Raw genomic sequence first — 23,177 nt, forward strand, 5'->3', positions numbered from 1 at the left:
GCATTCACTCCAAATCCATCGGCCTGCACCTGCACCTGTACATGATCGCCCCGGGCCTGGGCGTGGAGCCTGAAAACCTCGTTCTGGTCCAGAACCCGACCGGCGGCACTTTCGGCTACAAGTTCAGCCCGACCATGGAAGCCCTTGTGGGCGCAGCCGCCCTGGCAACGGGCCGTCCGGTCTTCCTGAACTACACCTGGTACCAGCAGCAGACCTACACAGGTAAGCGTTCGCCGCAGTTTACCAGCGTGCGCATGGCGGCCACCAAGGACGGCAAGCTGCTGGGCATGGAAACGGATTGGACCGTGGACCACGGCCCGTATTCCGAGTTCGGCGACCTGCTGACCCTGCGCGGCGCGCAGTTCATCGGCGCGGGCTACGACGTCCCGGCCATCCGGGGCGAGGGACGCACCGTCTGCACCAACCACGCCTGGGGCGCGGCCTTCCGCGGCTACGGCGGTCCCGAGTCCGAGTTCCCGTCCGAGGTGCTCATGGACGAGCTGGCAGAAAAGCTCGGCATGGACCCCCTGGAACTGCGCTACAAGAACGTCTACCGCAAGGGTTCCACCACCCCTTCGGGACAGGACCCCGAAGTTTACTCGCTGCCCGAGATGATTGACAAGCTCCGCCCCAAGTATGAGGCGGCCAAAAAGAAGGCGGCCGCGGATTCTACCGATGCGGTCAAGCGCGGTGTGGGCCTTGCCGTGTCCGTGTACGGCTCCGGCCTGGACGGACCGGACTCCTCCGAAGTGGACATCGAGCTGAACGCCGACGGCAGCGTGACCCTCTATACCTGCTGGGAAGACCACGGCCAGGGCGCTGACATGGGTTCTCTGGGCACGGCCCACGAGGCCTTGCTGCCCCTGAACCTGAAACCCGGACAGATTCATCTGGTCATGAACGATACCAGCCTGGCTCCCAATGCGGGACCGGCAGGCGGCAGCCGTTCGCAGGTCGTGACCGGCCAGGCCACCAAGAATGCCTGCGAGCAGCTCATCGCAGCCATGAAGAAGCCCAACGGTTCTTTCCGCACCCATGCGGAGATGGAGGCCGAGAAGCTGGATCTGCGCTATCACGGCAAGTGGACGGCCCCGGCCAACGCTTGTGACGAGAACGGTCAGGGCAGCCCCTTCTGCTGCTATATGTACGGCGTGTTCATGGCCGAGGTGGCCGTGGAAGTGGCCACAGGCAAGACCACCGTGGAAAAAATGACCATGGTGGCCGACATCGGCAAGGTGAACAACTTCCTGGTGACCGACGGTCAGATCTACGGTGGTATCGCCCAGGGTATCGGCCTGGCCCTGTCCGAGGATTACGAGGACATCAAGAAGCACTCGACCATGGTCGGCGCGGGGCTTCCGTACATCAAGGACATCCCGGACAACATGGAGATCATCTATGTGGAAAGCCCGCGCCCAGATGGCCCCTATGGTGCTTCCGGCGTCGGCGAGATCCCGCTGTGCGGTCCGCACCCGGCGATCATCAACGCCATTTACAATGCTTGTGGCGTGCGGATCAAGGAATTGCCGGCCCTTCCCGAAAAGGTGCTGGCCGGACTCAAGGCCTAACCTGCAATGAATAACGGGAGCGGTCCGTGTTAAGGCATGGACCGCTTTCTTTAATTTGGATATGCAAGGGCAATTATGGAACAGTCAGAATTGAGACAATGGGAGCGTAAGTGTGTGCAGGAGGAGGTGCCCTGGTGCATCGCCGCCTGTCCTCTGCATGTGGATGCAAAATCCTTCTGCGCTCAGGTGGCCCAGCAGCGTTGGGACAAGGCATGGGCGGTTCTCGCCAAGACCATGCCTCTTCCGGGTGTATTGGCCCGGCTGTGTGACGGGCCGTGCAAGGACGTTTGCGCCCGCAAGGATGCGGGGGGCGCCGTTGAAATGGATCGGCTTGAGCGGTTTTGCGTCGAGCAGGCCAAACCGGTCCCGCCGCCCCGGCTCCTGCCTTCTCGTCATAAATCCGTGGCCGTGGTCGGCGCAGGCATGACCGGCCTGTGCGCTGCCTGGGAAATGGTGCGGCGCGGATTTCAGGTGGCCCTGTATTGCGTTACGCCCGGCGGATCTTTGCCGGACCTGCCCGAAGGCGTCCTGCAACGCGAGCTGGACAGCCTCAAGGCCATGGGGACCGTCATCGAGGCGGGCGCTTCGATCTCTCCGGCTCTGGTGGAGTCGCTGCTTGCTGAAAAGGACGCGGTCTTTGTGGACAGCGACGACATGCCCGCTGAGGTCCTTTCCTTCGGGGAGCCTGATGCAATCACCCTCGGCACCCGGGAATCCGGATTGTTCGCCAGCCGCACGGGAGAAACCTCGGCCGTACTCCAGGCCGCCACGGGCCGCCGTGCCGCCAATTCCATAGAGCGGTTTACACAGGGCGTATCCATGGTTTCGAACAGGGAGCTGGAAGGCCCGTATGAGACGCGGCTTTACACCAATCTGGCCAAGGTGGAACCGGTCCAGCCCGTTGCCGTCGAAGCCGGATACACCGAAGCACAAGCGCGTGACGAGGCCCGAAGGTGCCTCCAATGCGAATGCATGGAATGTGTGAAAAGTTGCGAGTACCTCAGGCATTACAAGCATTATCCCAAGATTTACGTCCGGCAGATCTACAACAATGAAAATATCGTCATGGGCACGCGCCAGGCCAACGGGCTGATCAATTCCTGTATGCTCTGCGGGCAGTGTGAGGTCCTGTGTCCGGAAGACTTTTCCATGGCTGACGTCTGCCTGCAGGCGCGCCGGGGGCTGGTCAAACAGGGCAAGATGCCGCCGTCGGCCCATGAGTTTGCCCTGCGGGACATGGCCTTTGCCGACGGCGAGAAATGTGCCCTGACCAGACATGCGCCGGGAGGCGACGTCAGCGAGTATGTGTTTTTCCCCGGCTGCCAGTTGACGGCCTCGGATCCCGAAGGGGTGGAAGCCGCGTATGCCGATCTGCGCAACCGGCTCGGCAGTGTCGGGTTGATGCTCCGATGTTGCAGCACGCCCGCACAATGGGCCGGACAGGAGGCCATGGCGGAAGCGTCCATGACCGCATTGAAGGGTGAATGGGAATCCCTGGGCAAACCCCGGATCATTGTCGCCTGCCCCACCTGTCTCAAGACCCTGCGGCAGAGTATGCCCGAAGCGGAACTGCTGTCGCACTGGTCTGTCCTGCGCGCTTTGGGCCTGCCCGGGGGGGCTTCCTTCAAGGGCGGCGAACTGGCCGTCAACGACCCCTGCGCCGCCCGGCACGACACTGCCTTGCAGGAGGATGTCCGCGCTTTGCTGGATCAGCTCAAGGTGACGATGTCGGAGCCGGAGATGAATGGGGAATACACCCAGTGCTGCGGCTATGGCGGACTTCTGTCCGAGGCGAACCCTGATCTGGGCATGGCTGCGGCCGGCCGGCGCGCTCAAGGAATGGATGAGGATACTGTTTCCTACTGCGTCATGTGCCGGGACATGATCTCCCGGACCGGCAAACGGTCCTTGCATCTCTATGATCTGCTGTATCCCCGGCTCGACGATCCGGGAGCGCGTCCGGCACCGGGGTATTCCGTCAGGCGGGAGAACCGTGTCCATCTCAGGGAGCGGCTGCTCCGCGAGCTCTGGCAGGATGATGAAGACAGCGCACTTCAGCCATATGAATCCATCGAGGTCCTTTTTACCGAACAGGCCTCCAACAATCTGGAAGCACGGCGTATATTGAAAAGTGACGTGCAGAAGGTCCTCTATCAGGCGCGGCAGTCGGGAACTCGGTTCGTTCATGGTGGGACCGGCCATTACCTGGCGTCCTTTCGTCCCGCGATCGTGACCTATTGGGTTGAATACGAACAGCAGGGAGACGCCTTCCTGGTTCATAACGCATGGTATCACCGCATGCGCATATTGGGAGGTCAGCCATGAGCGTAATCAAGGTGCCTGAAGCGGATGCCGCAGGCTGGAAATGTGCGGCCTGCGATGAGGAACTGGTCTCCATGCCGGTGGAATTGGAGTATCTGGATTCTCATTTCAAGGTGGAGTTGCCGGTCTGTCCGAAATGCAAATCCGTGCTCATCCCGGAAAACCTTGCACGGGGCAAGATGAACCAGGTGGAACAGCTGCTGGAGGACAAGTAGCCGTGCAGTCCGTTCCCATGCCGCTTTGGGAGAAGCCTGTGCTGCGAAAGGCTGCCGGTGACACCTTGCGTCCGGGGGGATTCTTCGTCACGGACCGGGCCGCGGAATCCATCGGGGTGGTGCCGGGTTGGCGTGTCCTTGATGTCGGCAGCGGATTGGGGGCCACCGTGGGCCGGTTGCGATCCCGTTTCGGGGCCGAGGCCTGGGGGATTGAGCCGTCCGGCGGCCAGATCGGGCGGACCGTCGACCCGTCCGGGCTGGTGCAGGCGTGCGGTGACCGGTTGCCTTTTCGGTCAGCCGTATTTGACGCGGTTTTTTGCGAGTGCGTTTTTTCCCTGTTCGAAGACAAACCCGGCGGGCTACGAGAATTCCATAGGGTACTCAGGCCGGGCGGACACCTGGTCCTCGCCGATCTTTTTTCCCCCGAGGAAGGCCTTGCGCAGGGCGCTTCCTGCGCGGATCGGGCCAAACCCCTCTCCGCTGTTCGCGGCATGGCGGAAGCGCATGGCTTTCGCGTGCACGTGACGGAAGACCACTCCCGTCATCTCAGGGAACTCGCTGCACGATTGATTTTTGCTCAGGACGGGGAAGACCGGGCGTGCTGTTGCGACCGGCGTCTCGGCTACTATCTGATGCTCGCGCAAAAACAGGAAGGGTCACATGTTGGATGATACCGGAATCAAGATGATGGAACTGGGCGGCAAGGGCTACTGCTGCAGCCAGATCATGGTGCTGCTCGCCCTGGAGGAAACGGGTCGGGAGAACCCCGATCTGGTCCGCGCCGCCGCAGGGTTGTGCAACGGTCTGGGCGACTGCTCCGGTCCCTGCGGCGTACTGACCGGAGCGGCACTCCTGCTCGGCATGTACGCGGGCAAGGGCACGGACATCGAGGAGGCCGAGGCCGTCCTGCCGGTCATGCTTGAATCGTTGCGCGATTCGTTTGCCGGGGCCACGGCGGATTTCGGCGGCATCTCCTGCGGCGACATTCTCAGTGGCGGATGCGGCCAGCCAAATCCCGCCATTTGCGGCGGGTTGGTGGCGGACACCTTTGCCAGGGTGCGAGAAATCCTGGTCGAGAACGGATTGGACCCGTCCCAGGGGCGTGATCTGTCGTGAACCGTGTTGCGCGCAGTGTCTGTCCGGTATGCCTGAAGCCGATTGCGGCCGAGCACGAAACCGTGGGCCATGAGACGTTTCTGGTCAAGCAGTGCCCTGAACACGGTTCGTTTCGGACCATTGTCTGGCGAGGCCAGCCCGATTTTAACGACTGGTCCCGGGTCAAGATTCCTTCCATGCCCAAAGAGCCTTCCACCCGCGTGGACCAGGGGTGCCCGCTCGACTGCGGTTTGTGCGACGCCCACCGGCAGCATACCTGCACAGCGGTGCTGGAGGTGACGTGGCGGTGCGACCTGGGCTGCCCGGTCTGTTTTGCCTCGTCCGGCAAAAGTGCTCCACCGGACCCGTCGATCGCGGAACTTGGTGTGCTGTTCGACAAGGTCATGCACGCCTCCGGTCCCTGCAATATCCAGCTTTCCGGTGGTGAACCCACGGTCAGGGATGATCTGCCTGAGTTGATCCGGGTTGCCAAGGGCAAGGGGTTTCCTTTTGTCCAGTTGAACACCAACGGTTTGCGTATCGGCCGCGAGCCGGGATACGCCCGCAGCCTGGCCCAGGCAGGACTGGATTCCGTGTTCCTGCAATTCGACGGCATGAGCGACCCTGTGTACACCGCCTTGCGTGGGCGTCCGTTAATGGATCGCAAACTGGCGGCGGTGGAGGCGCTGGCCCAGGCCGGGATCGGTGTGGTGCTGGTGCCGACCGTGGTGCCGGGCGTCAACGACGGGGAGGTGGGCGCGATCATCCGCATGGCGGCGGCGCATTCGCCCTGTGTGCGCGGAGTGCATTTCCAGCCGGTGAGTTATTTTGGCCGGTACCCGGAGGCCCCGGGAGACGGGCAGCGCATCACCCTGCCGGAACTGATGCGGCTCCTTGAGGCGCAGACAGACGGGGCGCTTCGGGCCGTGGATTTCCGGCCGCCGGGGTGCGAGCATTCCCACTGTTCATTTCATGCCAATTATGTGGTCATGGAGACGGGCGGGTTGAAACGGTTGTCGGCCAATGCCCGGTGCGACTGTGCGCCGCGTCCGGCCTCGGAGGGCGCGGATGCGTCCAAGGCGTTCGTGAAGCGGCAATGGGCCAGCCCGGGACAGGTCCTGCCCATGGCGGCCGCCCGCGACGATTTGAACGGCTTGGATGACCTGGACAGGTTCATCGCCCGCGCCGCCACGCACACTCTGGCTGTCTCGGCCATGGCCTTTCAGGATTGCTGGACCCTGGACCTTGAGCGTCTCAAGGGATGCTGTATCCATATCGTGTCGCCGGACGGGCGGCTGATCCCCTTTTGCGCCTATAACCTGACCTCCATGGACGGCGAAACCCTGTACCGGGGAAGGTGTCATGGGCCTGCCGTTTCTTGACCAATGGCTCGTGCGCCGCATGCAGTGGGATCGGGACCTGCCGCCCACGTCCGGCCAGCTCCGTGAATGGCAGCTGGCCCGGTTGCGGGAGATCGTGGCCCATGCCCAGACAAACAGCCCCTTCTATGCCCGGCATCTGGAAGGCGTTGACGCCTTTGCAATCGAATCCTTTGACGATTTTTCGCGCCTGCCCACGATCACCCCGGACCATATGCGAGAGACCCCGGAACAACTCCTTTGTGTTTCCCAGGATGCAGTCGCACGGGCGGTGACGTTGACCAGCTCCGGCACCACGGGGCCGCCGAAACGGATTTTCCATACCGAGGAAGATCTAGAGGCCACGGTGGATTATTTTGCCTGGGGCATGGGCAATATCGCGGGCAAGGGCCGGACCGTGCTCGTGCTCATGCCCGGAGACCGGCCCGGCGGGGTCGGGCGGCTCCTGGTCGACGCCCTGACCAGGGCCGGTGGCCGCGCCGTGACCCACGGGGTCATGGAAAACGTGGACGTTGCCCTTGACCAATGCCTGGAAGAGGCGGCGGACTGTGTTGTCGGTTCCCCGGCCCATGTCCATATGCTGGCCCACGCCTGGCAGAGGCGGGGGTTGCCCAAGGGGACGATCCGGTCGGTATTGCTGTGTTGGGACGCGATCCCGGAGGCCGTGGCCGCCAACGTGGAGCGTCTGTTCGGGTGCCGGGTATTCCGTCATTGGGGCATGATCGAGACCGGTCTGGGCGGTGCCGTCGAATGCGCACCCGGTTCGGGCATGCATCTGCGCGAGGCCGACGTGTTCATGGAGATAGTGGACCCTGAAACCGGCGCCGGATTGCCGGATGGCGAGTTCGGGGAGATGGTCGTGACCACGCCGCTCAAGCGCGGAATGCCGCTCATCCGTTATCGGACCGGGGACACGGGCCGGATTCTCACGGGGCAATGCAGCTGTGAAAGCCCCTTGCGCCGCCTTGATCCTTTGATTTACCGTAGGCTTGAGGGCGTGGCGACAGGTCCTGAAACGTTGACGCTGCGGACATTGAATGAGGCCCTGTACGGCGTGCCCGGACTAGCGGATTTCGCTGCACGGTTTGACGGCGGCAGGCTGCGTCTGACCGTGTGCGGCGGCAACGGCGTGTCGCGAGACGTGCGTGTTGCCTTGCAGACCGTGCCCGCCGTGGAGCGCGGACGCGCCTTTGGCTGTCTGGAAATAGATATCGATGTCAAGAACGACGGTACTCCGGCCATCGCGGGCCTGGGAAAGCGTTGCATACATACTGATCTGGAGAAATGATCCATGAAAGCGTTTGTTCGTTCCGTAAATGAGTTTATCAGGCTGGGACAGCCTTTTGTGTTGGCGACCGTGGTGGAAAGTTCGGGGTCCACGCCGCGCTCTTCGGGCGCAAAGATGGCCGTGCGGGCCGACGGCTCCATCATAGGCACCGTGGGCGGCGGGCTGGCAGAGGCCCAGGCATGCAAGTCCGCTCAGGAAATGATTGCGGCAGGCGCACCGAATGGTCAGGCCCAGTTGACCTTCGTGGACATGACCCAGGAACTGGCCGCCGATTCGGACATGATTTGCGGCGGCGGGTTGTCCGTGCTGCTCGAAGTCGTGGCTCCGAACGGACCGTGCGCCAAGGCGTATATCGAGCTGGACAGCTTGCTGCGCAAGGGGACTTCAGCGGTCCTGGTCACCGATGTAACGGGGACCGAAGACCTGTGCACCGAGGGCCATGCCGTTCGGACCGGTTCCCTTGAGAACCCGCAGCCCGTTTTGGAAAGATACATTGACTTCATGCGGTTGTCGGAGCCGTTTATCCCTCCGGCTCCGTTGTATATTTTTGGTGCGGGGCATGTTTCCCGATTCACTGCACGCGTGGCCGCCATGGTCGGTTTCCGCACCGTGGTGCTTGACGACCGTGCCGAATATGCAAACGTCGAACGGTTCCCCGAGGCCGATGAAGTGGTGGTCCTGCCGTCCTTTGCCGGGTGCTGCGACAGACTGGCCGAGGATGAGGACGCCTTCATCGTCATCGTGACCAGGGGGCACATGCATGATCGGAATGTGCTGGCCGAGGCCCTGCGGACCAAGGCGAGATACGTGGGCATGATCGGCAGCAGCAAGAAGCGCAACAAGATTTACGAGTCCCTGCTGGCTGACGGATTCACGCAGGCTGACATCGACAGGTGTTATTCCCCCATCGGCCTGACCATCGGCGCGCAGACGCCCGAGGAAATCGGCGTCAGTATCGTGGGCGAACTGATTCAGGTGCGGGCCGGGCAGGGGGCATGAGCAGACTGGCCGCCATCATCCCGGCAGCGGGATTGTCGTCGCGCATGGGTGCGGCATTCAAGCCGTTGCTTCCGCTGGCAGGAGGAACCGTCGTGTCCCGGTGCGTCGAGGTCTTTCGGGCCAACGGCGTGGAGCATGTCCTGGTGGTCACGGGCAAGCGGGCTTCCGAAGTGGCTGAAGCCGCGCGCAAGGCCGGGGCCGAACCTGTTCACAATGCGGATTTCGAGCAGGGCATGTACTCCTCGGTGCTGACGGGCGTGCAGGCCCTGGCCGGGGATGTGTCGGCATTTTTCATGCTCCCGGTGGATATGCCCCTGGTGCGGAATGAGACCGTCGATCGCCTGTTGCAGGAGTTTCAGCGGACCGAACCCTCGGTGCTGTACCCCCGGTTCAGGGGGGAGCGCGGCCATCCTCCGATCATCGGCAGGGAGCTGATCCCCGATATCCTGACCCATGACGGTCGGGGCGGGCTGCGTGTGGTACTCGACCGGCATGAAGGGGGTGCGCGTGATCTGGACGTGGCGGATTTCGGCACGGTGCACGACATCGACCATCCCGCCGATTACGGGCTGGCCTGTTCCCTGGCCGGGACCGAATACCCCTGCGAGGCCGAATGCCGGCAACTCTGGGAAATGCAGTCTGTACAGGAGCACATCATCGGCCATTGCCGGGCTGTTGCAAAGGTGGCTGAAGCCTTGTGCGAGCACCTTAACGCCCGGCGCGGAGTACCGCTTCTTGACTCAGGTCTGGTGCGTGGCGCGGCCCTGACCCATGACATAGGCAAAGGCACGAAGCGGCATGAGGCCGCAGGGGCGGAACTGCTGCATCTGCACGGATTTCACGCTGCCGCCGATATCGTCGCCGCGCATTTCGACCTGACGCTTCGGCCAGAGGAGCCGATCTCGGAAAAGGAGATAGTGTTTCTGGCGGACAAGCTGGTCCGTTGCCATGCTCCGGTTTCCCTGGAGGCGCGGTACATGGAGAAGCTGAAGATGTATGCCCATGAGACGGGTGCAACAGAGGCCATACTCGGTCGCCTGGGCCGGGCCAGGGATGTGCTGGTTCGTTTCGACCGGGAGATGAACGTCCCCGCCGAACAGCTCGCCCGGGAGGCGTTGGCGTGATCGTGCTCCTTCGTCATGCCCGGACCAGCGGCGGCAGGGGGAGGTGCATCGGTCGGACGCCGTTGCCTCTTTCCGGCGAAGGCGTGGCTCAGGCCCTGATGTTGGAAAAAACGTTGCGTGCCGTGCGGTTCGCCCGTTTGTGTTCAAGTCCGTCTCAGCGGGCCTTGGACACCATTGCTCCGTTGGCAGAATCGCTCCACCTGTCAGTGGAAGTGATGCCTGGATTGGATGAAATCGATATGGGTGCGTGGGAGGGATTTTCCTTCGAGGATATCCGCAAACGATCTCCCGAAGAATATGCCTTGCGGGGGAGCCGATTCGGATCATTCCGTCCGACAGGCGGCGAAAGTTTCAATGATGTGGCGGATCGGGCCATGGGGATTCTGGACGGGCTGGCTGCCGGGCCGCAGCCCGTGCTGGCGGTGACCCATGCCGGGGTTATCCGGTCCGTGCTGTGCCGGTTGACCGGCCATCCGTTGGACGATCTGTTTCATTTTGCGCCGGACAACCTGGGCTGTACGGTTCTCAGGCCGATGCAACCCGGTCACGAACTTGCCGCAACCGGGCTCTTGCCGGAAGATATCCCCTCTTTTCTTCAGTCCTAGCAGCTCTGTGGGCAGAACCGGCTCCAGCCCATGAGGCTGGCGGCTCCGGCAATGGTCGTGCCGTAGAACAGCACGGGCTTGTCGGTGAGGAACAGGTCGATGGAGTCGTTGGCCAGGGTGGTGCCGGTAACGAGCAGCAGGTCGCACCAGTCGATGGCGTCCTGTGTTGCGTCGCCGTCTTCCACGAAAACCCCATGGGTGGTCTTGCCCACGTTGTCGGGATCAAGGTCGATGAGCCGCACTTGGGTTTTTGAACTCAACGCCTGGGCCAGCGCAGGCTGGTACCCGATGATGGTGATTCGGCAGGTGCCGTGTTCCGCGCAGATGTGGTCGAATACGGTTTGCGCGCACAGCTTGGGACCGGCGTCCTTGCAGTGGATCGTGTGCTCGGCCGACCCCAGGGATCGGGCTACGGCATTGAGGGTGGACACGAACACGGCGCGGTTGAAGTTGTTGTCCAGGGGCAGGGCCGCCACCTGGCTCAGGGTGCCCTTGAAATTGCCGTATTGGTCGGTGAAGGCCTGACCCCGTGCGCCGCGAAAGTTGGATTCCATCAATTTTTCCTTGCCCTTCTGAATGGGAAAGTCGGTCTCTTCCGGGTTGCCGATGGCTTGCTCGACGGTCAAGGGACCTGCCGACACGGTGATGGGTTCGGCCAGGATGTCTTCCCTGGTCCAGAGTTCTATGGCCTTGTCGCGGACGGTTTCGAGTATTGTTTTCATGGGGTTCCTATACAGCGGAAAGGCGTTTGAGTGCAATGAAAATGGACAGGGAAAAGAGCCCGATGACAGCGGACATGACCAATGCGCGGTCGAATTCCCCGCTGAACACGGCATTGTATATTTCGAGGGACAGGGTGTTGGTCTTGCCGATGATGTTGCCGCCGAGCATCAGGGTGATGCCCACTTCGCCCAAAGATCGACCCAGGGCGAGAAACCATCCCGAAGCCACATTGCGCCGGACATTGGGCAGCAACACCAGCCAGAAGGTCTGCCAGTCGGTTTTTCCCAGGACCTGCGAGACTTCGCCCAGCCGTTGCACGTCTCCCCGGAGGGCCGCTTCCACGGGTTTGACCATGAGCGGTAGCCCGGCCACGAATGACGCCAGGACAATGCCCGGGAAGCTGAAGACGATGTCCACGGGGAGCATCCGCCCTGCCATGCCGGCCCGTCCCAGCAACATGAGCAGGATGAACCCCGTGGCTATGGGAGGGAATACCAGGGGGAGCGTCACCAGGAAATCGACCACCGAGCGCATCATGCCTTTGCCGGATGTCAGATAATATCCGAGAAGGATGCCGCTGACCAGGTGCAGCGAACCGGCGGCGACAAGTACTTTCAAGGTGAGCCACAACGGGCCGGTTGTTTGCGGCTGGGTCAATATCCCTATGAAGTCCATTGGTTAAAGTCCGTTTTGCTCAATGATTTTTTTGGCTTCGGGGGTTTGGAGAAAGTCCAGAAACGACTTGGCCTGGTCCATGTCCGTGCAGTCGTCCAGTACGCCCGCAATGATGTATATGGGGGAATACGCGTTTTCATCCAGGACGATGAAACCGCCGAGCTTGTCCTTCACATTCAGTGCATGGGTGAGATTGAGGAATCCCATGTCCACTTCATTGGTGGTCAGGTAGGAAAAAACCTGGGGAATGGTGGCCACTTCGATCAGCCGGGGCTGGATGGCCGGGAGTCTGCCGGTGGATTGCAGGAATTCCCGTGCGGCCTTGCCGTAGATGGCCTTCTTGGTATCCGGCATGGCGATGCGTCCGGCCTTGTCGTTGTCCAGGTCTTCAAGTTTGGAAAATTGGGAGGATTTGGCAAAGGCCAGGACCAGTTTGCCGCGTCCGAGTTTCTGCCGGGTGGTCATGGGCAGTCCTGCCTTGACCAGGAAATTTTCGTCGCCCAGCACGATGTCGACCTTGCCGCTTTCCTTGGCCAGCGTGGTCACGCGTGCCATGTTCCCGTAAATGAGGTCCAGGGTTTGGCCGGTTTTCTGCGTGTAGGCGTCGTTGAGTGCATTGACCATTTTCTTGTATCCCGCACCGGAAGCGAGGACGAGGCTTTCCGCCGCGGCCGCCGTTGCCAATGCGGCAATGATCAGGGCGGCGATGACGAGGGATCGAACGAAATGCATGGGGGTTCTCCTTAAGGGTAAGAGGGTGCAGCGTGGGGGCGGACCAGGTCGGGGGGCACATCTGCCGGTCAATATCCCTGCTGCAATGCCGTGCCGGACTGTCCCGTGTGACGGCAGGTCCAATGGGATTGCCTGCCATCACACGGGTTGTGTCATGTTCACAATTCACCTATAATTTGTAGTGTTATGTAGCAACCTCGTCACGTAAACATGTGAACGCGTGACTATCCATGGGATTATGATCATGAACGACGTCAAGTCATCCGGCAAGGTGTGTCCACGCGAATTCTTCAGCGTCTCGGATCAGGTAAGCTATCTTGAGCCGTCCCAGTTGCGGGCCTTTGAAGAGGCATTCGTGCGGTGGAAGAATTCGGCCAGCCGCATGGACAGCGTCAGGGCCAGGACGCGCATGTGGCTTATCTTCATGTTGCTGCGGCATACCGGCGCCCGTTTGGGCGAGATACTCTCTCTGGATGACGCCGCGGCGTTCGATTCCTCCGGTCCGTTCGTCCGCCTCGGCCGAGAGGATCGGGTGCGCGAAGTCCCGCTGCCCGAAGAATTGTTCTCGGAGATAGTTACGGTGCAGGAAAGCCCTGTGGGCTGCGGTCTGCGGGGGGAGCTGTTTCAGGTCGACCAGGGATATTTTCGGCGCATCTGTTACGCCCGCGGCAAGGAGTGCGGTCTGGCCAAGGACCAGGTGTGTCCCAATGCCCTGCGCAACACCCGAGCCGTGGAAATGCTGAGAGGGGGCGTGCCCATTACCGTCGTCAAGGACGTCCTCGGACAGTCCTCCCTTGATCTGACGGCCAACTTCCAGCAGTTCTCTCCGGGAGACGTTCACTCCATCGTGCGTAGCGCCCACCAGGCCATGCGCAAGCGGACCAGCGCCAGAAACTCGTTTGTGGGGCATGTGGTGTCGATCGTGAGCGATGTGGTCATGGCAGAGGTGGTCATGGAAACACGGGGCGGAAACCGAATCCACGCCGTCATCACCATGGACAGCTTGCGTAATTTGAAACTCGCGGAAGGAAGTCCGGTCGTTGCCACGGTCAAGGCTCCCCTGGTGAATGTCCTGAAATCAGAGCATCCGCTGACGGGCAGCGCGCGAAACAGGCTCAAGGCAAAGGTCTTGCGGGTCATCGGGACGCCGGTACTGTCGGAAGTCATGGGGCGACTGCCGGACGGCAGTGATGTCTGCGCGCTGATATCGGCCGAAAGCGCCGCCGAACTCGCCCTGGAGCCGGGGGCCGAGGTCGAGTTCTGGTTCAAGGCCCTGTCCGTGGTTTTGAATACGGTCCAGCTTTAAAAGACTGCCAATCCCTGGCAACACGCCGTCGGTATAGTCTTTGATGCCTGACGGTCTTCAGGATGCGGTATTCGAACCCGTTCCTTCGTCATGCTGCGGGGCGCATCCTTTCCACAACGTCATCCGGTTCGTTCGCCTTTTCGAACATGGTGTCTATCCTGTTCGAGATCCTGCCGAGCAGGTGGGGATCGTGACTGATGGCCAACACCCCGACATTCCGCGACTTTGCCCAGCCGAGTACCGCGTCCCAGATCAGGGCCTGCGTGTTCGGGTCGAGCATCGCGGTCATCTCATCCGCTATGAGGAAACGGGTCTGCGGCGTCATGGCCCTGGCCAGTGCGAGGCGTTGCAGTTCGCCCCCGGAAAGTTCGTGGGGATAGCGGGACAGCCATCGCGGGTCTATGTTCAGCAGCTCCAGTGTCTTTATGTCGGGAGTGTGCCCTTCGGCGATGACATCCTTGAGTTTCCAGCGGGGATTGATGGCCATTTCCGGGTGTTGAAACAGCAGTTGCACCGGGTTGAACGTGTTGCAGGGCAAGGGGCCGAGATTGTAGGTCACCGAACCCCGTTGCGCCGTCAGGTATCCGGCAAGAATCTTGGCCAGGGTGGATTTCCCCTGTCCGCTGGGTCCGGGGAGCCCGACCACTTCACCGGGGCCGAGCGTGAAGCTGGTCCCGTCCAGTATCCACGGGCCGTTGTCGTAGCGAAACGCGATGTCTGTGGCCTTAAGCACGGCAGCACCTCACCTGGTTTGTGCCGACACTGCGAAGCGGTTGCTCGGCAGTGCGGCATTGTTCGGTTCCCTGCGGGCAGCGCGAGTGGAAGATGCAGCCCTCGATGGTCTCGAAATCCTTGGGTTGGTTCCCTTTCAGAAAGGTGAATTCCTGTTGCGGGAGCGCACTCCACAGTGCTCGTGTATACGGGTGCATGAGCGTTCCGTTATCCTTGAAACTGGCGGCGGGAACGACCTCGACCGTGGTCCCGGCGTAAATGACGGCGACCCGGTCGGCGATGCCCAGAACGGCATCAAGGTCGTGGCTGATGAGCATGACCGATTTACCGGAGTCTGCCAGCTCCCTGAGATGGGACAGGGATTGCTTCGCCACCCTGGGGTCCAGCCCGGTGGTCGGTTCGTCCGCAATGAGCAGACTGGCATCCCCTGCGGTGGCCGTGGCGGTCAGCACGCGTCTTGCCATGCCGCCGGAAACCTGGAAGGGAAAGAGGCTCTTGACGGCATCCTGGAGTTTGTAGCGTGAAAATGCCTTGTTCGTGCTTTCCGATGCGGTGCAGCAGCATTTGCCGCTCAGTCTCGCTGCCCGGAAAACCTGCTTGCCGACCCGTGCTAGCGGGTTGAGGTAGGCGACGGACTGCGGAATGAGGGATATTTCCTTTCCTCGCAGCGTGCGTATCCGGCGGCCGTCGAGCTGTTCGTTCTTGAACAGGATTTCTCCGCTCAATCTGGCATTATGCGGCAGCAGCCCCAGTATGGCATGGGCAAGGAGGCTTTTCCCGGAACCGCTGGAGCCTATCACGGCGACGATTTCTCCTGCTTGGATATTCAGGGAGAGGTCGCGTACGGGCCGGACGGATTGTTTTTTCCATTTCCCATCGTATTGGCTGAACTCGATGGAAAGGTTTTTGACATCAAGCATCTCTTACTCCTGACTGGTTCTGGGGTCGGTTATGATCCGCAGATTGTTGCCCAGAACGTCGAACAATTTTACCGTGACGACCAGGGAAAGGCCCGGAAGAATGGCCAGCCACCAGTATCCGGTGGACAGGTGCCGCATGGATTCTGCCAGCAGGATGCCGATGGACGGATTGTGGGGCGAAAGGCCGAATCCGAGAAAGGTCAGTCCGGCGGCATGGAGAATGGCATGGGGGAAAAGCAGGATCAACCCTATGACGAATTGGGGGAAGATGTGCGGCAGCATGTGTCTGCGCGCTATCCACCAGGGCGTTTTCCCCATTTTTTTGGCCACGTGGATGAACTCGGCGCTTCGCAGCTGCAGCACTTCGGCCCGGATGATTCGGGCCAGTCTGGGCCAATGGGATACCGCCACGGCGATGATGACGCCCGTTGCTCCGCCGCCGCAGGCAAAGGAAACGAGAATGAGCAGGACCAGATGGGGCGTGGCCATGACCAGGTCGATGATGGCCGAAACCACGGCATCGGTTTTCGGGCCGAGCGTGGCCGCCGCAAGACCCAGGATCACGGAAACCAGGGAACTGATCGTCGCGGCCAGGAGTCCGATGGACAGGCTTCGGCACAACCCTTTTACGGTTCTGACCAGCATGTCGCGGCCCAGCCAATCCGTTCCGAAGGGGTACTCCAGGCATGGGGCCAGCTTGCGGTGCAGGAAATCCGTGCCCAGTCCTGAGTCGCTCATCCAGAGGGCCGCCAGGGTCAGCGTGGCGAAATAGACGATACAGAATCCAAGGACCCATACGGCTCTGTGCCGGGCGTCACCAAGGCGAAGCTTGTCTAAAAGAGTGCCCATGTGCATGGGAAGCGTTGCGCTGTGACCGGTCATCGTGCCTCCTCGGAACCGATGCGGATTCTGGGATCGAAAACACCGTAGAGAAGATCGGCAATGAGGTTGCCGGAGAAGACGAAGATGGCGCTGAACAGCGTGATGCCCAGGAGGAGGGGGACATCCCCGCGAATCCCCGCCTCGACTGTGGCCTTTCCCAGGCCGGGATAGGAGAAAACCTGCTCGGCAAGCACCGAACCTCCGAAGAGTTCGCCCAGGGAGGCGAACTGGAGGGTGACCGCAGGCAGGGCCACATTGCGAAGCGCGTGCCGCCAGGCCACGCCAGTGCGTGTTTCCCCTTGGGCAAAGGCGAAAAGGGCATAGTCGCTGTTCATGGCGTCTATCATTTTTTCGCGGGTGTGCAGGGCGATCTGGGCGACGCCGAGTACGGACAGGGTGGCTGCTGGCAGGATGAGGTGGTACAGCTTTTGCCAAAAGGTGGCGTCCGCCGGGGAAATGCCGGGCGGAGTCGCGCAACAGATCGGGGTGAGGCCAAGCGAGACGGAAAAAATCGACAGGAGCACCAGTCCAAGCCAGAAGGAGGGGGTCGAAGCCAGGGTATAGGCATAGAGGCGAACGCATCGGTCAATGAGAGAACCCCGGTTCGTGCCTGCCAGGACGCCGAGGACGAAGCCGAGCACTCCTGATATGATCCAGGCGGAGGCCATGAGCCACAGCGAGGTGATGAAGCGTTTCCCGATGACCTTGGTGACCGGTTCGTTGAAGATCATGGACTGGCCGAGGTCGCCGGATAGGGCGTTTCCGGCCCAGTGAAAAAAACGTTCCGGTGCGGATTTGTCCAGCCCCCAGCGTTCGATGATCAGTTGCTCCTGAGCCGTGCTGACCTGTATCCTGTCCATTCCGAGATAGGCCGTAACCGGATCGATGGGTGAAAGGGAGACCAGGGTGAAGGCGAGGATTGCCACCATGGTCAGGGTCAGGGCAAATTTGCCGCTTTTATTGAGGCAAAAAGATGTCGTTGTGTTCATGTTTGTTCCCCTGAAGGGGTGACGCGATCATGACCGCGCCACCCGTTCAAGTCCTAGTCGATCCATTTCCATTTCTGAATGTTGGCCGTGATGGGCCAACCGTGACCGTGGGGCTCCACCTGGGAGACGCCGACGTCCAGATGCGTGCTGATGAAGTAGGTGTGGTCAAGATTTACCAGCCAAGCCCAGGGGGCGTCGCCATGGGCATTGAAGCCTGTTTTGCCGTCCCATTGCGCCTTTCTCCAGTATTCGAGCGATTCGTCATAGCTCTTTGCGCTGATCGCCTTGTCCAGATATTCATCCACTTTGGGGTTGGAGTAGAACCCGGCGTTGTTTGACCCGGTCCCGGCGAGGCTGCCCTTGTAAAGGCGATATATTTCAATGGGGTCGTGGCTGCCCCATCCGAAGACGATGACATTGGAATGCATGAGTTGATGAATTTCATCCCAACTGCGCCTGCCCTCGACCTGGGCGTGGATGCCGATATTCTTGATCATGTCGGCGCAGGCCAGGGCCAGATATTGACGGATACTTCTGTCCGCCGGGTAGATGATCGTAAACTCCGCCTTCAGGCCGTCCTTTTCCACAATGCCGTCCCCGTCGGTGTCTTTCCATCCGGCATCGGCCAGAATTTTACGGGCGGTTTCAGGATCGGCATCCGAAATCCTGTTGGCGGGGTTGTCCCAGGGCAGGCCGTCGCAGACGCCGTAGGCGGGGCTGCCGAAGCCTTCCAGTACGCCTTCGACCAAGGATTTCCTGTCGATGACCGTGTTGATGGCCTTCCTGATGGCGATGTCTGATGTGACATCGTTGCCTATGGGGGCACCCTTGTCGGTGGTTTTTCCCGTGTCGGGCAGGATCGGGAACATCAGTCCCCGGTTGTCCACGCTCTTCACGGGGTGCAGTTTCATGCCCGGAATGGTCTGCACGGCCAATGCCTGGGGGACAACGACGACATCCACCTGGCCGGCCTTTGCGGCAGCAAAGGAGGTGTCTTCGTCGGTGAAAAGGAAGACCAACCGTTTGAAGAAGGGCTTTTCGCCGTAGTAGTGCGGGTTGACTTCGGCGATCATCTGCTGTCCTTCGTTCCATTCAACCATCCTGTAGGGGCCGGAACCGATGGGCTTGCGGGCGTACTCCGGGCCGTGGGACGCCTTGGGTACGATACCCAGGCTGATGAACCTGTTGACGAAGGTGGAGTCGCCTTTCTTGAGTTTGAAGAGGATGGTGGTCATGCCTTTTGCTTCGGCCTTGTCCAGGCTCATGAGGTCGACCTTGCCTCCGGCCTGGGCGGCCGTGTTGAAGGTGTATGCGACATCTTCGGCTGTAAGGGGTGTCCCGTCGGAAAACTTGGCGTCATCCCTGATGGTCACGGTCCAGACAAGGGCGTCACCGGACAACTCATATCGGGTGGCGAGATCCTTGACGATATTCAGGCTCTCGTCACGTTTGAGCAGGGTGCTCTGGAAGAGCGGGCTGCCGTATCTTCCCCAACCCAGGGTCGGGTCATACCCCTCGGCTGGTTCACCCTTGACGGCCAGGGTCAGGGTATCCTTGGCCAGGACTTCCGATGGGCTTAAAAGGACAAGCCCCATGAAAACCATGAGTGCGAGTGTGGCGATAGGGCCAAGCGGGTACAGTTTCGAGCAGGGCATAGAGACTCCTTTGGGTACAAAAATATAATCTGATTGCGCCAAGTAGCATGAATAAAAAAAAGGTGTCAATGAAAGTGCATCAATTAATAGATTGTATGCATCATGGCCCGTATTGATATAATGCTGAATAGGTTGCCGCCATGCCGGATTCCAATCGGACGGGCCCGTTTTTTCAGAAGGGCGAGTCTGACGCCCGATGCCGTGTGGGGCGGTCCATCCATGTGCGGGTCTCCCAGGTCCTGGGCATCATGGCACAGCATATCATTGAGTAATATTTCAAGGATGGGAGGTGACAAATGGCGTCGGCTTGGTATAGGCTTTCATTGGGGGATATCTATGCTGAAGCAGAAGCACCGTTTTGTCATGCTCGCCATACTCATGGCCATGTTGGTCGGAATCATCTCCATGTTCAGCACCTGGTTGCTCTACAGGACTTCGCTTGAAGAACAGCGGAAACGGCTGAATGAAATCGTCCAGAGCCAGGCAAGCCTTATCTTTGAATTGCGAACTGTGGCCCATGAAGGGGCTACGGGGACGGATGACATCGATGACGTCCTGAATCATTTGGTCAGGGCGTATAGACGGATTCAGACAGACAGCAGCAGCGGTGATTTTACCGTTGCCGAGCGGAACGGCTCTTCGATCCGTTTTCTCGTTGTCAACGGCGAAAAGGTGCCATTATTCAGTCCTTTGGCGAACGTTCCCATGGACTCGGCCGTTGCCGTTCCCATGCAGCAAGCCCTGTTGGGGAAATCCGGCACGATCATCGCGCCCGATTACCAGGGCGTCGAGGTTCTGGCGGCGTTTACCCCGCTGGAAGGAGTGGCGGGAGCACAGGGGCTTGTGGCCAAGATCAATATCGATGAAATCAAGGGACCATTTTTCCAGGCAAATTTCAGCATTTTCGGATTGGGGCTTCTGCTTACCCTGTTGGGGGTCGGCCTGTTTTTCAAGCTCAGTGAACCTATCATTCAGGAACTCAAAACAAGTGCAGAGAAATATCGTGACCTTGTTGAGGGGGCTAATACTCTCATCCTCCGCATAGGTGCTGACGGTCTTGTCACGTTCGCCAACAGCTATGCGCAGAAATACCTTGGCTCAGAGGAGTGTCAGCCCGAGGGGGCAGATGCCATGTTGGTTCTGTCCGGCACCTCCTCCAGTGAAGAGGAGAGCAGCCTGGAGCAGGTTCTGGAGTTCTTCGGGACAGGGGAAGGCCCTTACGAACTGCCTCTCCCCATTGTGGACGGTCGTGTGCAGTGGATTTCCTGGACTGTCAAAAAGAAGGAAGCGGGCGGCAGCCTGAAGGAGTTGCTCTGCATAGGCAACGACGTTACGGCCAGGCACCTGGCAAAGGAAGCGCAACAGGAGATAGAGGAGCGGTTCAGGGGCATAACCAAGGCGTCCCCGGTCGGTATCGTCATTGTGGATATGGGAGGGAACCTTCTCTACGCCAACGAGCGCATGCATGAGCTTACGCATTGCGGGGCTGCCCAGTTGGCGGGACGTGGCTGGCTCAGCCGGATACATCAAAGCGATAGGGATTTCCTGGTCGAACAGTGGTTCGGGTCGTCAACCGTAGTCACTGATCGCTTGGAGTTTCGCCTGGCCTCCGAGGGTGACGATATATGGACATTGGGGCAGATTGTGGACTTGAAGAGTCGTGATGCTATGGTCATTGGCCATGTCATCACGTTTACGGATATCACCAAGATCAAATTGGCAGAGTCCGAGCACAAGCGGTTGACGGCGGCCATCGATCAGGCAGCGGAGGCCATTATCATCACCGATCCTTCCGGAACCATTACCTACGTGAACCCCGCATTCGAGAGGATTACCGGGTATCATCGAAGGGAGGCCATAGGGAAAAATCCGAGAATCCTCAAAAGCGGAGAACAGGGGACCGAATTTTATGACGATCTATGGAACACGCTGCTGAGTGGCAACATCTGGCACGGACAGTACGTCAACAAGAAAAAAAACGGAGAGCGGTACACGCAAGAAGCGACCATCGGGCCGGTCCGCGACAGACAGGGCGAAATAATCAGCTATGTGGGCGTGGCTCGCGACATATCCCGACAACTTGTTACCGAGGCACAATTGCGGCAGGCCCAGAAGCTGGAATCCATTGGCGAGCTGGCGGCAGGCATTGCCCATGAAATCAATACGCCGACCCAATACGTCATTACCAATACCCATTTCCTGGGCGAGTCGTTCGCAACGCTCTTCGGTCTGCTTGAACAGTATGCCGGACTCGTTGAGGCCATAAGGCAGGGGGTCGGGCACAAGGAACTGCTCGAAAGGGCAGAGACGTTTCTGGATGACAAGGAGTTGCAATACCTCGCCCAGGATATTCCCCAGGCCATCAGTGAATCAGAGGTGGGACTGAAGCGGATTGCGGAGATTGTCCTGTCGGTAAAGCAACTGGCGCATCCCGGAGAAGTTGCCAAGAGCCTTCATGATCTCAATGAGATTGTCCAGAATGCGGCCACAGTGTCCAGTAATGAATGGAAGTATGTGGCCGAGATGGAAATGGATCTTTCCAGCGATTTGAAGCCGGTCAACTGCCTCAAGGGCGAGGTGGGGCAGGTCGTGCTCAATCTCATAATCAACGGAGCTCATGCCATAGTGGGCAAGCTCGGTCCGAAGTCAGAGGAAAAGGGCGTTTTGAAGCTCAGGACCTACGCGGAAGGGAACATGGCGGTTCTTGAAGTATCTGACACTGGGACAGGCATGTCCAAGGCGGTCCTGAAAAGGGCGTTTGACCCCTTCTTCACCACCAAGGAGGTCGGCAAGGGAACCGGGCAGGGGCTTGCCATTACGCACAATGTGGTCGCGAACATGCATGGCGGGACCATCGATGTCTTGACCGAAGAGGGCAAGGGATCGACCTTTATTATCAAGTTGCCGTTTCAGGGGTGAGAACGGCTAGGCCTTGCTCCCGGAAAAGGTGTCGCCGAAAACAAGCCCTTGCAGGATGATTTTGATGCCGGCTTCCACGCAACGGGCATTGAGTTGGGTGCCCTTTGCATGTTCAAGGATATTGATGGCCTCTTTCTGTCCCAGGGTCGGCCTGTAGGGCCGGTTGGTCAGGATGGCGTCTATGACGTCGGCAACCGCCAGTACCTGTGATTCGAGCAGGATTTCATCCTCACGAAGCCCGGACGGATAGCCTGTCCCGTCAAGGCGTTCATGGTGTTCCCGGATTATCCGGGTAATGGGCCAATCCGTTTTCAGGGTTTGGAATATCTCCGCGCCTACAAGGGGATGCGCCTTGATGATGGCGAATTCCGCATCGCTGAGGGAACCGGGTTTGTTCAGAATGCCGGCAGGCACCGCCACTTTGCCGATGTCGTGCACCAGTGCCGCAAAGTGCAATCCCCTGATGCTGTCGGCATCCAGTCCTATCCGGGTCGCGATGAGAGAGGAAATGTCGGCGACCCTTTCCATGTGCCCGGCGGTGTATGGGTCACGAAATTCGACCAGGCGGGTGAAGGCCTTGAGTGTCCCTTCCATGCCTTCATTGATCTGGCGCATGACGGCCAGCTCCTGGGCCGCCCGCCGCATCCTGTGTTGCCGGATGCCCGCTATGACGGCGTTTTCCAGTTCCCCGGTGTCGCAGGGTTTGGTGAGAAAACGGAAAATATCCCCCTGATTGACCGCTTTGATGGAGGTTTCAAGGTCTGCATAGCCAGTCAGGACCATTCGAATGGTGTCGGGATAGCGGGCTTGAATTCTGGACAACAGTTCGACGCCGTCCATGGTGGGCATCTTGATGTCGGAAATCACGACGGTGAACGGTTCCTCGGCCTCCAGCAGTTCCAAGGCTGCCTTGCCGCCCAGTGCGGTCGATACCTTGAAGCGGGTGCGGAGGCTCCGTCTGTAGCTGTCAAGAACCTTGGGTTCGTCGTCCACAAAAAGGATACGCTCGTTGGTATAGTCGTGAGGTGTTTCCGGACGCATTGCGTTTC

At 60.0% G+C, this 23,177-nt stretch carries 22 protein-coding genes; 13 read left to right on the plus strand and 9 right to left on the minus strand.

Translation table 11 applies throughout. From position 1 onward, the window contains the following. The 10 genes from DWB63_RS08375 to DWB63_RS08420 all read left to right on the plus strand — a co-directional run. Nucleotides 1–1,568 (plus strand): molybdopterin cofactor-binding domain-containing protein (locus DWB63_RS08375; RefSeq protein ID WP_164879821.1); only part of this gene is annotated, 1,568 nt, incomplete at its 5' end. A 75-nt stretch (nucleotides 1,569–1,643) separates the two neighbouring features. Then, complete coding sequence (locus DWB63_RS08380; RefSeq protein ID WP_128328380.1) at nucleotides 1,644–3,893, plus strand: pyridine nucleotide-disulfide oxidoreductase/dicluster-binding protein; 2,250 nt, start codon at nucleotides 1,644–1,646, stop codon at nucleotides 3,891–3,893. Further along, nucleotides 3,890–4,105, plus strand: coding sequence for a DVU_1557 family redox protein (locus DWB63_RS08385; protein ID WP_128328381.1), 216 nt, complete (start codon nucleotides 3,890–3,892; stop codon nucleotides 4,103–4,105). The genes DWB63_RS08380 and DWB63_RS08385 overlap by 4 nt, the downstream gene beginning before the upstream one ends. 38 nt (nucleotides 4,106–4,143) lie before the next feature. Then, complete coding sequence (gene trsM, locus DWB63_RS08390; protein ID WP_241648751.1) at nucleotides 4,144–4,776, plus strand: DVU_1556 family methyltransferase; 633 nt, start codon at nucleotides 4,144–4,146, stop codon at nucleotides 4,774–4,776. Next, nucleotides 4,766–5,221 carry a DVU_1555 family C-GCAxxG-C-C protein gene (locus DWB63_RS08395; RefSeq protein WP_128328382.1) on the plus strand — a complete coding sequence of 152 codons (456 nt, stop codon included), beginning with the start codon at nucleotides 4,766–4,768 and terminating at the stop codon, nucleotides 5,219–5,221. Before trsM ends, DWB63_RS08395 begins: the two co-directional genes overlap by 11 nt. Beyond that, complete coding sequence (gene trsS, locus DWB63_RS08400; RefSeq protein ID WP_128328383.1) at nucleotides 5,218–6,582, plus strand: radical SAM (seleno)protein TrsS; 1,365 nt, start codon at nucleotides 5,218–5,220, stop codon at nucleotides 6,580–6,582. The genes DWB63_RS08395 and trsS overlap by 4 nt, the downstream gene beginning before the upstream one ends. Continuing rightward, the gene (locus DWB63_RS08405; RefSeq protein ID WP_128328384.1) at nucleotides 6,563–7,867 is read left to right on the plus strand and encodes a DVU_1553 family AMP-dependent CoA ligase; all 1,305 of its coding nucleotides are present in this window, start codon (nucleotides 6,563–6,565) and stop codon (nucleotides 7,865–7,867) included. Before trsS ends, DWB63_RS08405 begins: the two co-directional genes overlap by 20 nt. Nucleotides 7,868–7,870: 3 nt before the next feature. Further along, the gene (locus tag DWB63_RS08410; protein WP_128328385.1) at nucleotides 7,871–8,866 is read left to right on the plus strand and encodes an XdhC/CoxI family protein; all 996 of its coding nucleotides are present in this window, start codon (nucleotides 7,871–7,873) and stop codon (nucleotides 8,864–8,866) included. Then, entirely contained in the window at nucleotides 8,863–9,990 is a 1,128-nt protein-coding gene (locus DWB63_RS08415; protein ID WP_128328386.1) for a DVU_1551 family NTP transferase, read from the plus strand. The genes DWB63_RS08410 and DWB63_RS08415 overlap by 4 nt, the downstream gene beginning before the upstream one ends. Continuing rightward, entirely contained in the window at nucleotides 9,987–10,595 is a 609-nt protein-coding gene (locus tag DWB63_RS08420; RefSeq protein ID WP_128328387.1) for a histidine phosphatase family protein, read from the plus strand. The genes DWB63_RS08415 and DWB63_RS08420 overlap by 4 nt, the downstream gene beginning before the upstream one ends. Here DWB63_RS08420 and DWB63_RS08425 read toward each other — a convergent pair. From DWB63_RS08425 to modA, 3 genes are read right to left on the minus strand one after another with little or no spacing between them, the layout of a single operon-like run. Beyond that, nucleotides 10,592–11,317 carry a DUF364 domain-containing protein gene (locus DWB63_RS08425; RefSeq protein ID WP_128328388.1) on the minus strand — a complete coding sequence of 242 codons (726 nt, stop codon included), beginning with the start codon at nucleotides 11,315–11,317 and terminating at the stop codon, nucleotides 10,592–10,594. The genes DWB63_RS08420 and DWB63_RS08425 overlap by 4 nt on opposite strands. 7 nt (nucleotides 11,318–11,324) lie before the next feature. After that, on the minus strand, nucleotides 11,325–11,993 hold the full coding sequence (locus DWB63_RS08430) for an ABC transporter permease subunit (protein ID WP_128328389.1): 669 nt from the start codon (nucleotides 11,991–11,993) through the stop codon (nucleotides 11,325–11,327). Nucleotides 11,994–11,996: 3 nt separating this feature from the next. Continuing rightward, nucleotides 11,997–12,725 carry a molybdate ABC transporter substrate-binding protein gene (modA, locus tag DWB63_RS08435; protein WP_128328390.1) on the minus strand — a complete coding sequence of 243 codons (729 nt, stop codon included), beginning with the start codon at nucleotides 12,723–12,725 and terminating at the stop codon, nucleotides 11,997–11,999. A 244-nt stretch (nucleotides 12,726–12,969) separates the two neighbouring features. On the opposite strand from modA, the gene DWB63_RS08440 reads away from it, so the two are divergent. Beyond that, on the plus strand, nucleotides 12,970–14,031 hold the full coding sequence (locus tag DWB63_RS08440; protein ID WP_128328391.1) for a TOBE domain-containing protein: 1,062 nt from the start codon (nucleotides 12,970–12,972) through the stop codon (nucleotides 14,029–14,031). Nucleotides 14,032–14,119: 88 nt separating this feature from the next. Here DWB63_RS08440 and DWB63_RS08445 read toward each other — a convergent pair whose 3' ends face one another. Genes DWB63_RS08445 through DWB63_RS08465 form a run of 5 tightly spaced genes read right to left on the minus strand, consistent with a single transcriptional unit; the run spans nucleotide 14,120 to nucleotide 19,209 of the window. Next, on the minus strand, nucleotides 14,120–14,764 hold the full coding sequence (locus tag DWB63_RS08445; protein WP_128328392.1) for an ATP-binding cassette domain-containing protein: 645 nt from the start codon (nucleotides 14,762–14,764) through the stop codon (nucleotides 14,120–14,122). Further along, the gene (locus DWB63_RS08450; RefSeq protein WP_128328393.1) at nucleotides 14,757–15,683 is read right to left on the minus strand and encodes an ABC transporter ATP-binding protein; all 927 of its coding nucleotides are present in this window, start codon (nucleotides 15,681–15,683) and stop codon (nucleotides 14,757–14,759) included. Before DWB63_RS08450 ends, DWB63_RS08445 begins: the two co-directional genes overlap by 8 nt. A gap of 3 nt (nucleotides 15,684–15,686) precedes the next feature. Next, entirely contained in the window at nucleotides 15,687–16,565 is an 879-nt protein-coding gene (locus tag DWB63_RS08455) for an ABC transporter permease (RefSeq protein WP_241648752.1), read from the minus strand. Beyond that, the gene (locus DWB63_RS08460; RefSeq protein WP_128328394.1) at nucleotides 16,562–17,554 is read right to left on the minus strand and encodes an ABC transporter permease; all 993 of its coding nucleotides are present in this window, start codon (nucleotides 17,552–17,554) and stop codon (nucleotides 16,562–16,564) included. The genes DWB63_RS08455 and DWB63_RS08460 overlap by 4 nt, the downstream gene beginning before the upstream one ends. A gap of 53 nt (nucleotides 17,555–17,607) precedes the next feature. Beyond that, on the minus strand, nucleotides 17,608–19,209 hold the full coding sequence (locus tag DWB63_RS08465; RefSeq protein ID WP_128328395.1) for an ABC transporter substrate-binding protein: 1,602 nt from the start codon (nucleotides 19,207–19,209) through the stop codon (nucleotides 17,608–17,610). Nucleotides 19,210–19,349: 140 nt separating this feature from the next. Here DWB63_RS08465 and DWB63_RS17520 point away from each other — a divergent pair, with 140 nt between their 5' ends. Both DWB63_RS17520 and DWB63_RS08470 read left to right on the plus strand, forming a co-directional pair. Next, complete coding sequence (locus DWB63_RS17520; RefSeq protein ID WP_277749740.1) at nucleotides 19,350–19,481, plus strand: hypothetical protein; 132 nt, start codon at nucleotides 19,350–19,352, stop codon at nucleotides 19,479–19,481. Between the two features lie 64 nt (nucleotides 19,482–19,545). Further along, nucleotides 19,546–22,128, plus strand: coding sequence for a PAS domain S-box protein (locus DWB63_RS08470; RefSeq protein ID WP_128328396.1), 2,583 nt, complete (start codon nucleotides 19,546–19,548; stop codon nucleotides 22,126–22,128). A gap of 6 nt (nucleotides 22,129–22,134) precedes the next feature. Here the strand turns inward: DWB63_RS08470 and DWB63_RS08475 are convergent, their stop codons facing one another. Continuing rightward, nucleotides 22,135–23,169, minus strand: coding sequence for an HD domain-containing phosphohydrolase (locus tag DWB63_RS08475; protein WP_128328397.1), 1,035 nt, complete (start codon nucleotides 23,167–23,169; stop codon nucleotides 22,135–22,137). Between the last annotated feature and the right edge of the window lie 8 nt (nucleotides 23,170–23,177).

The sequence above is a fragment of the Pseudodesulfovibrio sp. S3 genome (assembly GCF_004025585.1).
In the GTDB taxonomy this organism is placed as follows: Bacteria; Desulfobacterota; Desulfovibrionia; order Desulfovibrionales; family Desulfovibrionaceae; genus Pseudodesulfovibrio.